This window comes from Candidatus Sodalis sp. SoCistrobi (assembly GCF_900143145.1).
Classification (GTDB): Bacteria; Pseudomonadota; Gammaproteobacteria; order Enterobacterales; family Enterobacteriaceae; genus SoCistrobi.
Genome location: NZ_FRDB01000008.1, coordinates 17,596 through 28,538, shown reverse-complemented (window position 1 = coordinate 28,538; position 10,943 = coordinate 17,596). Strand labels below are relative to the sequence as shown.

Annotated in this window: 9 protein-coding genes and 1 pseudogene; 7 read left to right on the top strand and 3 right to left on the bottom strand. The window is 56.3% G+C overall.

Going from position 1 to position 10,943, the window contains the following annotated elements:
- Nucleotides 1–213 (bottom strand): annotated as a pseudogene (locus CINSTRO3249_RS16385) (hypothetical protein); the annotation flags it as partial.
- Nucleotides 214–908: 695 nt separating this feature from the next.
- Here CINSTRO3249_RS16385 and sufA point away from each other — a divergent pair.
- The 7 genes from sufA to CINSTRO3249_RS01480 all read left to right on the top strand — a co-directional run bounded on the left by sufA (nucleotide 909) and on the right by CINSTRO3249_RS01480 (nucleotide 8,045).
- Nucleotides 909–1,283, top strand: coding sequence for a Fe-S cluster assembly scaffold SufA (gene sufA / locus CINSTRO3249_RS01510; protein WP_074011878.1), 375 nt, complete (start codon nucleotides 909–911; stop codon nucleotides 1,281–1,283).
- A 13-nt stretch (nucleotides 1,284–1,296) separates the two neighbouring features.
- Nucleotides 1,297–2,802: a Fe-S cluster assembly protein SufB gene (gene sufB, locus CINSTRO3249_RS01505; RefSeq protein ID WP_074011877.1), complete on the top strand. Its 1,506-nt coding sequence runs from the start codon at nucleotides 1,297–1,299 to the stop codon at nucleotides 2,800–2,802.
- A 62-nt stretch (nucleotides 2,803–2,864) separates the two neighbouring features.
- On the top strand, nucleotides 2,865–3,611 hold the full coding sequence (gene sufC, locus CINSTRO3249_RS01500; RefSeq protein ID WP_074011876.1) for a Fe-S cluster assembly ATPase SufC: 747 nt from the start codon (nucleotides 2,865–2,867) through the stop codon (nucleotides 3,609–3,611).
- Nucleotides 3,586–4,872, top strand: a complete 1,287-nt coding sequence (gene sufD, locus CINSTRO3249_RS01495) for a Fe-S cluster assembly protein SufD (protein WP_074011875.1) — start codon at nucleotides 3,586–3,588, stop codon at nucleotides 4,870–4,872. Before sufC ends, sufD begins: the two co-directional genes overlap by 26 nt.
- Complete coding sequence (gene sufS, locus CINSTRO3249_RS01490) at nucleotides 4,869–6,092, top strand: cysteine desulfurase SufS (RefSeq protein ID WP_074011874.1); 1,224 nt, start codon at nucleotides 4,869–4,871, stop codon at nucleotides 6,090–6,092. The genes sufD and sufS overlap by 4 nt, the downstream gene beginning before the upstream one ends.
- 23 nt (nucleotides 6,093–6,115) lie before the next feature.
- Nucleotides 6,116–6,532: a cysteine desulfuration protein SufE gene (gene sufE / locus CINSTRO3249_RS01485; RefSeq protein ID WP_074011873.1), complete on the top strand. Its 417-nt coding sequence runs from the start codon at nucleotides 6,116–6,118 to the stop codon at nucleotides 6,530–6,532.
- A 436-nt stretch (nucleotides 6,533–6,968) separates the two neighbouring features.
- The gene (locus CINSTRO3249_RS01480) at nucleotides 6,969–8,045 is read left to right on the top strand and encodes a L,D-transpeptidase family protein (RefSeq protein ID WP_084790084.1); all 1,077 of its coding nucleotides are present in this window, start codon (nucleotides 6,969–6,971) and stop codon (nucleotides 8,043–8,045) included.
- Between the two features lie 651 nt (nucleotides 8,046–8,696).
- Here the strand turns inward: CINSTRO3249_RS01480 and CINSTRO3249_RS01475 are convergent.
- Together CINSTRO3249_RS01475 and pykF are read right to left on the bottom strand one after the other, a co-directional pair.
- Complete coding sequence (locus CINSTRO3249_RS01475) at nucleotides 8,697–8,933, bottom strand: major outer membrane lipoprotein (RefSeq protein WP_025422232.1); 237 nt, start codon at nucleotides 8,931–8,933, stop codon at nucleotides 8,697–8,699.
- A 586-nt stretch (nucleotides 8,934–9,519) separates the two neighbouring features.
- A complete protein-coding gene (pykF, locus tag CINSTRO3249_RS01470) occupies nucleotides 9,520–10,932 on the bottom strand; it encodes a pyruvate kinase PykF (protein WP_074011872.1) in 1,413 nt (470 codons plus the stop codon).
- Nucleotides 10,933–10,943: the final 11 nt, after the last annotated feature.

The window sequence follows — 10,943 nt, the reverse complement described above, 5'->3', positions numbered from 1 at the left end:
GCTAATTCGCTTATTATTCAGAAAACGCCAGACAGCTTGGGTAGTTGCGAAAGTTGATTTTTGAGCACTTGCGAGGTCTTTAACCGCAGAAGCAAGAAGAGCCGCGGGCGTCATATGCTGTTTAACCCGCGTCTGATATCGGCGGGTAAGGCGAGAGTCAATCCCGCCAACAGATAGGTTGAAATCATTCTGCAAAGTAATAACAGGTATCACGATAAATGTGTAGATACCTATGCGCCGTTAGGACAGGTCGGGCGCACCAACGACATTTACCCGCCAGCGAGGCGAAAGTCCCACATCCCTTGACCGGGCAATCCGCCAAGGAGGGGCCGACGCGTTGGCCGCGACCTATGCCGTTGATTTGGCGGCGCACAGAAGAGCCTGCCGCCGCCGGCGCTTTTGTGATATAATTGTTATCAAGATGCGCAAGGCCGTCATCAGCCCGATAATTGCAGCCAATATTAGCGAGCGTAATCCGCCAGTAGCGACGTAATGATAATTATTATCAAATAAAGACAACATAGCCGTTACGCTTATTTCCGTCGCATTTTAGGGTTATTTCCCCATTGGTTATTTTCTGAGCGAAAATGACGAATTATTTTTTCGCCTGTTATAAAAATAGTTTATTTCTATGAATATTCGCTTTAGTCATGGGGCAGAAAGTTTTAGTATTAAAAAAATGATCTTTTCTTTTCATACATACGGAAAATCAGGGTTTTAGCGGTGTAATAGCCCTAAATTAATTAGGGGAATAGCGGTCTAAAATGGTTTTTTGCCGGCGCTAGCCGCAGCCATTTCCTCTCAAACGGCCTATTCCCCTATAAAGGTCAAGGTTGAAGAGAAAATACAACTCTTTAACATAGGCGGGTTTTCCGAGTATCAGCTTGTAACGTCATGAGGTAAACCTGATGCAAGTAGACAATAAGGTTGAGACGTTCTCCCTTGAGGAGAATATCTGGCGCGGCTTGACGATAACCGATTCCGCCGCCTGTCAGATTCTGCGCCTGGTAGAGAGCGACCCCACCATGCTGGGATTGCGGCTTAGCGTGAAACAGTCCGGCTGCGCCGGCTTCGGCTATGTGGTGGAGAAGGCCACGCAAACCGATGACAGCGACCGGGTTTACCACCATGACGGTGCCAAACTGTACGTGCCGCTAAAAGCGATGCCTTTCATTGACGGCACGGAACTGGATTACGTACAGGAAGGTTTGAACCACGTATTCAAATTTAACAATCCCAAAGCTCAGCACGCCTGCGGGTGCGGCGAGAGTTTTGGCCTTTGAGCGATGAATCATTATGGCACGAAGCAATACTGACACCCCTGAGGCGATTGACGCAACGCAACCCTGGGTGAAAAGCGAGCGTTATAAAGAAGGCTTCTTTACCCAACTGGCCACCGAAGAACTGGCGCACGGCATCAGTGAAGACGTGGTGCGCGCTATCTCGGCGAAACGCGATGAGCCGGAGTGGATGCTGGAGTTTCGCCTTAACGCCTATCGCGCCTGGCTGGAAATGGACGAACCGCATTGGCTGAAAGCCAAGTACCAGCCGCTCGACTATAACGATTACAGTTACTATTCCGCGCCGTCGTGCGGCGCCTGCGATGATACCTGCGGCTCGCAGCCCGGCGCTACGCAGCAGTCCGGCGCGGAAGGGGCAAAAAACTACCTGACCGATGAAGTGGAACAGGCGTTCAACCAGCTCGGCGTGCCGGTACGCGAAGGTAGCGAGGTCGCGGTCGATGCGATATTCGATTCGGTGTCGGTTTCCACCACCTATCGCCATAAGCTGGCGGAGCAGGGCATTATCTTCTGCTCCTTCGGTGAGGCTATCCATGAGCATCCCGAACTGGTGCGCCAGTATTTGGGCAGCGTGGTACCCGCTAACGATAACTTCTTTGCCGCGCTCAACTCGGCGGTCGCCTCCGACGGCACATTCGTTTATGTGCCAAAGGGCGTGCGCTGCCCGATGGAGCTGTCGACCTATTTTCGCATCAACGCCGCCAAAACCGGCCAGTTTGAACGGACTATTCTGGTTGCCGATGAAGGCAGCTATGTCAGCTATATCGAGGGCTGCTCGGCGCCGGTGCGCGACAGCTATCAGCTGCATGCGGCAGTAGTAGAAGTGATTGTCTTGAAAGATGCTGAGGTGAAGTATTCCACGGTGCAAAACTGGTTTGCCGGCAGCGAAACCGAGGGCGGTATTTTGAACTTCGTCACCAAGCGCGCGCTGTGCGCGGGTGAAAACGCCAAAATGTCATGGACCCAGTCCGAAACCGGTTCGGCCATCACCTGGAAGTACCCGAGCGTGATTTTGCGCGGCGACAATTCGGTGGGGGAATTTTTCTCGGTCGCGTTGACCAACGGCCGCCAGCAGGCGGATACCGGCACCAAGATGATCCACATCGGCAAAAATACCCGCTCGACCATTATCTCGAAAGGGATATCGGCCGGCCAGAGCGAAAACACCTATCGCGGGCTGGTGAAAATCATGTCGACCGCCACCAACGCACGGAATTTTACCCAGTGTGACTCCATGCTTATCGGCAGCGAATGCGGCGCCCATACGTTTCCTTATGTGGAAGCGCGCAATAATACCGCGCAGCTGGAGCATGAGGCGACCACCTCGCGTATCGGCGAAGATCAGCTGTTCTACTGCCGCCAGCGCGGCATCAGCGAAGACGATGCGATTTCGATGATCGTCAATGGCTTTTGCAAGGACGTGTTCTCCGAGCTGCCGCTGGAGTTTGCCGTGGAAGCGCAAAAATTACTGGCTATCAGCCTCGAACACAGCGTGGGCTAAGGCCGCGCTACCGCGTTTGCTACCCGGACGGCTCGACAGGTCGGGTAAAGGAAAAATGAAACATGTTATCGATTAAAGATTTGAACGTCAGCGTGGAAGACAACGCCATCCTCAAGGGACTGAATCTGGAAGTGAAACCCGGCGAGGTCCATGCCATCATGGGGCCGAACGGTTCCGGGAAGAGTACTTTGTCCGCGACGCTTGCCGGGCGCGAAGATTATGAGGTGACCTCCGGTGAGGTCATGTTCAAAGACCGCGATCTGCTGTCGCTGGAGCCAGAAGAGCGCGCCGGCGAAGGCGTGTTCATGGCGTTCCAATACCCGGTGGAAATTCCGGGCGTCAGTAACCAGTTTTTCCTGCAAACGGCCGTCAATGCCGTGCGCAAATACCGCCAACAGCCGCCGCTGGACCGCTTTGATTTTGCCGATTTTATCGACGCCAAGATTGAACTGTTAAAAATGCCGGCCGATCTGCTGACCCGCTCGGTCAACGTGGGCTTTTCCGGCGGTGAGAAAAAACGTAACGATATCCTGCAAATGGCGGCGCTGGAGCCGGATTTGTGCATTCTGGATGAGACGGACTCCGGTCTGGATATCGATGCGCTGAAGATTGTCGCCCACGGCGTGAATTCCCTGCGTGACGGCAAACGTTCCTTTATTATCGTCACCCACTATCAGCGTATTCTGGACTACATCAAGCCCGACCACGTTCATGTGCTGTATCAGGGCCGCATTGTGAAATCCGGTGATTTTTCCCTGGTGAAACAGCTTGAGGAGCAAGGCTATGGCTGGCTTACCAAACAACAGTAATGCCCGCGCGCTGACTCAATGGCATCAATTGTTTGCCGGGCAGAGCACGGCGCGCTCTGCCGAGGCCTACGCCCATTGGCGCGACGTGGAACGTCTGGGGCTGCCTACCCGCCAGCATGAGCATTGGAAATACACTCCGCTCGACGGGCTATTGGCGCACCGCTTTGCGCCTGCCACCACCCGCGCGGTGTCCGCTCCGGTGCGCGATGCCCTCAGTCTGACGCTGGATGCCTACCGGTTGGTGTTTGTTGATGGCCGCTTTGCGCCGGCGCTGAGCGATAGTGATACCGGCTTGTGGCAAATCGAGGTGGAGGAAGGGGCCGCCCGCCGGGCGCTGCCTGCCCCCATTCAGCCGGAGGTGTTTTTGCATTTGACCGAAAGCTTGAGTCAGCAGACCACCCGTATCCGCCTGCCGGCGGGCAAGGCGGCGCAACGACCGCTGTATCTGCTGCATATCAGTCAGGGTGGCGAGGATAACGAAGCGCTAACCACGCTGCATTACCGCCATCATATCGATATCGAGTCCGGTGCGCAGGGGCAAATTATCGAACATTTCGCCAGTGTTGATGCCCAGGGGCATTTCAGCGGCGCCCGTACCACTTTAACGGTCGGCGATAATGCGCATCTGAGCCATATCAAACTGGCTTTTGAAAGCCGCGCCAGCTACCACTTCAGCCATAACGATATCAGCGTGGGCCGCGATGCGGTGGTGCGCAGCAGTACGTTTATTCTTGGCGCAGGCTTGACCCGGCATCAGACCAGCGCGCAGTTAAACGGCGAAGGTGCCGATCTGGCAATAAACAGCCTGCTGCTGCCCTCGGGGCAGGACGTCAGCGATACCCGCACCTATCTTGAACACAACAAAGGCCATTGCCTGAGCCGCCAGCTGCACAAAGTGATCGCCCGCGATCGCGGCAAGGGGGTGTTCAACGGCCTGATTAAAGTGGCCAAGCATGCGCTGAAAACCGACGGTCAGATGACCAATAATAATCTGCTGCTCGATCGCCTGGCGGAGGTGGACACCAAACCGCAGCTGGAAATATATGCCGACGACGTAAAATGCAGTCATGGCGCCACCGTGGGGCGCATCGACGAGGAGCAGATTTTTTATTTGCGTTCGCGCGGCATCACCCGCGAAGACGCCCAGCAGATGATCATTTATGCTTTCGCGGCGGAAGTGACGGAAGCGATTGGCCACGAGGGGGTGCGCGACACGGTGCTGGCGCGTATCGCCGATGCTTTACAGGGGGTGGCGGTATGACCTATCCCATAGCGCGGATCCGGTCTGATTTTCCCATTTTGGCGCGGCAGGTCAACGATAAGCCGCTGACCTATCTCGACAGCGCGGCAAGTGCGCAAAAGCCTAACGCCGTCATCGATTGTGAAAGCGACTATTATCGCCAGGGATACGCCGCGGTGCACCGCGGTATTCATACCTTAAGCAGCGAAGCCACCACCCGCATGGAAAACGTGCGTCAACAGGTGGCGCGTTTTATTAATGCCGCCTCGGCGGATGAAATCGTGTTCGTTAAAGGCGCCACCGAAGGCATCAACCTGGTGGCCAATAGCTGGGGCCGGCAGCATCTTCAGCCCGGCGATAATATTGTTATCACCGAGATGGAGCATCACGCCAATATTGTGCCCTGGCAAATGCTGGCTGAAGAAAAGCAGCTGTCGCTGCGCTATATTCCGCTGTTGCCCGACGGCACGCTTGACGTAGCCCAACTGCCGGCGTTAATTGATGATCGCACCCGCCTGTTTGCCGTCACCCAGGTTTCCAATGTGCTCGGCACTCTCAATCCGCTGCCGGAACTTATCGCCCAGGTGCGCGCGGCCAGTGACGCCGTGGTGCTGATTGACGGCGCGCAGGGCATCATGCATCAGAAAGTGAACGTGCAGGCGCTGGATTGTGATTTTTATGTGTTCTCAGGCCATAAAATCTATGGCCCGACGGGGATTGGTATTCTCTACGCTAAAAAAGCGCTGCTGGACGCCATGCCGCCATGGGAAGGCGGCGGTTCGATGATCCGCACCGTCAGTCTGACCGAGGGCACCACCTTTAACGATGCGCCCTGGCGTTTCGAGGCAGGCTCGCCCCATACCGCCGGCATGATGGGGCTAGGCGCCGCGATTGCCTATATTGAACAGGTGGGGCTGGACAGCATTCAAGCCTATGAGCACGAGCTGATGCGCTATACGCTCGAAGCGTTGCAGCAGGTGCCGGACCTAACGCTGTACGGGCCTGACGATCGCACCGGCGTTATCGCGTTCAATTTGGGGAAGCACCATGCTTATGATGTGGGCAGCTTCCTCGATCAATACGGTATCGCCATTCGCACCGGCCACCACTGCGCCATGCCGCTGATGGCCTATTTCAAGGTGGCGAGTATGTGCCGTGCGTCGCTGGCGATGTATACCGATCGCGACGATATTGATCGGCTGGTGGCCGGTTTGGTGCGGGTGCAGCGTTTGCTGGGCTGATAGCCGACAGGGAGCACGTAACGATGGCGAATCTGCCTGATAAAGATAAATTGCTGCGCAATTTTTCCCGCTGCGGCAATTGGGAAGAGAAGTATCTGTATATCATTGAACTGGGCGGGCAGCTACCGCCGCTGTCGGCGGAGATGCGCACGCCGGATAATCTAATAGCCGGCTGCCAAAGCCAGGTTTGGATTGTGCTGTCGACCCAGGCCGATGGCAGCGTCCAGCTGTACGGCGACAGCGATGCCGCTATCGTGAAAGGGCTTATCGCTATGGTGTTTATCCTCTACCAGGGGCTCACCCCGGCGGAGATTGTTACCTACGACGTACGGCCCTTTTTCGACGCGCTGGCGCTCACCCAGCATCTGACGCCATCCCGGTCGCAAGGGTTGGAAGCCATGGTGCGGGGCATTCGCGCTCAGGCTGCCGCGCGCCGGTAACCGCTTGCGCCGTCCCGGTGGGACGGCCTGACTCATTAGGCGTCACACGCTGGCGCTGCGAATATTTCGTTTATCCCCTTAGGGGAGCGCTCCACGGCCTGCCTGTTAACAACCACCACGCAGCTAACATACTGTCGCCAAGCGGCTCGCCTCCCGCCTTGGCAAAGTTGACTCGCTGTCGCCGCAACGGTTCCCCCTGCCTTGGCTGGTTGCCGCGCGCTGACGCGGTGTTGACCATTGAGAGCGGTTGCCCCGTCGCGCTTGCTTTTCGCTGCGTGGGTCGGTGTTTTGCCGGGCGTTGATTGTGGCGCTTTAGGAGTTCGCTGCATCGCGGAACTGGCCGGTCATTTGGTACACTCAACGCTGGCGCCGGCCGGTCCAGACTCCCATGGCCGACCCTTGCGCCGCTCTACAGGTTACTGACCCAGGAATGCTTATGCTAAACATAACCAACAGGCTGGCGTGGACGCTGGCCGCTGTGCTGGCCTGCGGCATCAACGCGGCCAGCGCCACCGTCTATCCGCTGCCGCCGGACAATAGCCGGCTTATCGGTGAAAACACCACGCACACCGTCATCCAGGATGGCGGTTCGCTGGAAGCTATCGCCGATCACTATAAAATCGGCCTGCTTGCGATGCTGGAAGCCAACCCGTGCACCGATCCCTGGCTTCCCCGGCCGGGCACGGTATTGACTATTCCCAGCCAAATGCTATTGCCCGATACGCCGCGCAAAGGCATCGTCATTAATCTCGCGGAAATGCGGCTGTATTATTATCCTAAAGGGGAAAATCGGGTGATTGTTTACCCCATCGGCATCGGCCAACTGGGGCGCAATACGCCGACAATGGTAACCTCTATCAGCCAGAAAATCCCAAACCCGACCTGGACGCCGACCGCCAACATCCGCAAGATTTACCTGAAAGAGCAGGGGGTCACGCTGCCCGCCGTGGTCCCGGCAGGCCCGAAAAACCCGATGGGCTTGTACGCGCTGCGGTTGGCGGCCGGGACCGGCACCTATCTTATTCACGGTACCAACGCCAATTTTGGCATCGGCATGCGGGTTAGCTCCGGCTGTATCCGGTTGCGGCCGGACGATATCGCGGCATTGTTTAACAGCGTACCGGTCGGTACTCGCGTGCAGGTTGTCAATGAGCCGGTGAAAGCGGCGGTGGAGCCTGACGGCAAACGCTATGTGGAGGTCCACCAACCGTTGTCCCGCACGGAGAAGGATGATCCGCAGACTTTACCCATTCGTTTTGATGCCCGAACGACCCGATTTGTTGCCGCGCCCGCAACCGACCGTGCCATGGTGAAGCAGGCCGTGGCGCGCCGCTCGGGCATGCCGGTGCTGGTCAATAACGGCGAACCGGTAACCCCCGAGGCGCCGCAGGTAGCAGAAAAAACGGCGGATAGCGTGGCCGCAAAGGACGCCGCGGGCGCTATGGCGCATAGGGCGCCACGCGCCATAGCGCCCGCGCGGCGACGCCGGGCCGTTGCACAAGCATTACTATAGTCATAGACGGACGCACCGCCTGAGCCGGCGGTGCGTCCGTCGTCGTTTTGGCTACCGGGTGAGAAAGCTCATCTGTTACGCCGCGCGCATATCAGGCGCGATGAAAATAGCGCTGAAGTGCGGCGATGCGCCACGCCGTGCGTCTGGCTCAGCTGTAATGCGGCGGTGCGCCACGTCGTGCGTCTGGCTCAGCTGTAATGCGGCGGTGCGCCACGTCGTGCGTCCGACTCAGTTGTAATACGGCGGTGCGCCACGTCGTGCGTCTGGCTCAGCTGTAATGCGGCGGTGCGCCACGTCGTGCGTGCGGCTCAGCTGTAATGCGGCGGTGTGCGTTCTGGTTCAGCTGTAATGCGGCGAAACGCCACGTCGTGCGCCCGACTCAGCTTGAGTGCAGCGGGGGTGCTACACCGTGCGTCTGGCTCAGCTCGGGTGCAGCGGTGGCGCCACGTTGGCGTGCGGCTTACCCTGTGGCGGTTAACATGAGCAGAGCCGAACCCTGGACGTCTCGGGTAGGATTAGCGCAGTCGCCTGATGATGCCTGCGGGCGCATATCAAGAAGAGGGGGGCGTTGAGCGCCGGTCGCCAGCGTGTGCAAAGCAGGCAAAAAAAATGGCGCACAAAGTGCGCCATTCCCAATCAAGACCGGAACTCTTACTTACGGTAAGAGGTGGCTTGGTTGTCCAGACGTTGGTTAGCACGGGCAGCGTCGTCTTTAGCAGCCTGAACGTCGGAGCGCAGTGCGTTCACGTCGTTGCTGATCTGGTCAACTTTGGCGTTCAGGGTCTGAACGTCGGAGGACAGCTGATCGATTTTAGCGTTGCTAGAGCAGCCAGCCAGCAGAGTGGAACCCAGAATTACCGCGCCCAGTACCAGTTTAGTACGATTCATTATTAATACCCTCTAGATTGAGTTAATCTCCATGTAGCATTACAAGTATTACACAAACTATTTTCGAATGAGAATAAATTTTGCGAATAAAACGATTAAATTCGATCGACCGCTCAAAGAAACATCTTATTTTACAGAGTGGTTAAAAAAAAGCGCCTTGAAGGCCTTGCTACCATAAGATTTCTCCGATTACGTCAGCGGCAAAACGTGCTATCGAAATTGGTTGCGCTAAATATTCTATTTCTTTAGCGCGATTCTTTTGTCTCTGCGTCCAATTACCGGTGATGACCATGGGCGATTGACCATGAAATAGGTCCGCGGATAAAGTTTCTTTATACCATTCTGGTACCAATTGCGGTATTGCCAGGATGCCCGTTAATTAATAAGTATTACACTTATTTAATAATGTCGGGTTGGGACAACAAAAAGGCCCCTGCATAGCAGGGGCCTGTCATCGGTGTCGATGCCTGTGGTGGACAATGTAAGTCAGCACGCGGGCCAGAGTCGCCCTGAGCGGCGTCAGGGCGTGCATTGCCACAGGGTTAGGGGGGTGGCACTGACGTGCGTACGCCCCCCCGGCTGACGCTTACAGCATATGCACCGAGGCGGTATTGGTGGTGCCGCTCGGTACCAGCGCGCCGGAAACCATAACGATGATATCCCCTTTGGCCGCCAGACCGGTTTCTAACGCCACTGCCTTGCCGATGCGGTAAAAATCATCGGTGGAAGCGATTTCTTCGACCAGCTGGCAGGAAACTCCTTTACTCAGCAAAAGCTGACGCGCGGTTAGCGGGTTGGTGGTCAGCGCCAGAATTTCTGCTTTCGGGAAATACTTTCGCACGGATTTGGCGGATTTGCCGCCTTCTGTCGCGACCACAATCAGCGGTGATTCCAATTTTTCTGCCGTTTCGACCGCGCCACGGCAGACGGCTTCGGTGATACGAAGTTTACGGCTATCGTTCACACTGTCGATACGGCTCGGCAGCATACGATCGGTGCGCTGGCAGATAGTCGCCATGATGGTCACCGCTTCCAGCGGATATTTGCCTTTCGCGCTCTCGCCGGATAGCATCACGGCGTCGGTGCCATCCAGAATGGCGTTGGCCACGTCGCCGGCTTCCGCGCGGGTCGGACGCGGGTTTTTGATCATCGAATCAAGCATTTGGGTCGCGGTAATCACCACCTTGCGCGCCCGATTACACTTCTCGATCATCATCTTTTGCGCGAAAATAACTTCTTCCACCGGAATTTCAACGCCAAGATCGCCGCGGGCGACCATAATGCCGTCGGAGGCTTCGAGGATTTCATCGAAATTATTCAGCCCTTCCTGGTTTTCGATTTTAGAGATGATCTGGATATGGCCGCCGCCGTGTTGCTCCAGGTGTTCGCGGATTTCCAGCACGTCGGAACGTTTGCGGATAAAGGAGGCGGCAATGAAATCGACGCCTTGTTCGCAGCCGAAAATCAGGTCGCGTTTATCTTTTTCCGCCAGCGCGGGCAGGGCAATGGACACGCCGGGTAGGTTAACCCCTTTATTCTCACCCAAATCGCCATTGTTGAGCACCTTGCACACTACCTGATCCTGGCTGACGCTGGTCACGGTCATGCCCAGCAGACCGTCATCGACCAGCACGGTATTACCGACCGCCAGATCTTGGCTAAAACCGGGATAGGTGACCGCGACGCGTTCGCTATTGCCGATAACGCTCTGATCGGTGGTAAAGGTAAAGGTCTGGCCAGCGCGCAGCGAGACATCGGCGCCGTTTTCCAGTTTCATGGTACGGATTTCGGGGCCTTTGGTATCAAGCAGGATAGCGGCCTGCTGACCGGTTCTTTTCAACACCGCACGCAGGTTTTTGATGCGCTGCCCGTGCTCTTCATAATCACCATGGGAAAAATTAAGACGCATGACGTTCATACCCGCATCAAGCAGGCTGGACAGTACCTCTTCGGATTCGGTTTTCGGACCGATGGTACAAACAATTTTAGTCTTTTTCATAACGTTGATTT

Excerpts from the sequence above, each read along its gene's own strand:
- sufA (WP_074011878.1), top strand. The coding sequence starts at position 909 with ATGCAAGTAGACAATAAGGTTGAGACGTTCTCCCTTGAGGAGAATATC.
- sufB (WP_074011877.1), top strand. The coding sequence starts at position 1,297 with ATGGCACGAAGCAATACTGACACCCCTGAGGCGATTGACGCAACGCAA.
- sufC (WP_074011876.1), top strand. The coding sequence starts at position 2,865 with ATGTTATCGATTAAAGATTTGAACGTCAGCGTGGAAGACAACGCCATC.
- sufD (WP_074011875.1), top strand. The coding sequence starts at position 3,586 with ATGGCTGGCTTACCAAACAACAGTAATGCCCGCGCGCTGACTCAATGG.
- sufS (WP_074011874.1), top strand. The coding sequence starts at position 4,869 with ATGACCTATCCCATAGCGCGGATCCGGTCTGATTTTCCCATTTTGGCG.
- sufE (WP_074011873.1), top strand. The coding sequence starts at position 6,116 with ATGGCGAATCTGCCTGATAAAGATAAATTGCTGCGCAATTTTTCCCGC.
- CINSTRO3249_RS01480 (WP_084790084.1), top strand. The coding sequence starts at position 6,969 with ATGCTAAACATAACCAACAGGCTGGCGTGGACGCTGGCCGCTGTGCTG.
- CINSTRO3249_RS01475 (WP_025422232.1), bottom strand. The coding sequence starts at position 8,933 with ATGAATCGTACTAAACTGGTACTGGGCGCGGTAATTCTGGGTTCCACT.
- pykF (WP_074011872.1), bottom strand. The coding sequence starts at position 10,932 with ATGAAAAAGACTAAAATTGTTTGTACCATCGGTCCGAAAACCGAATCC.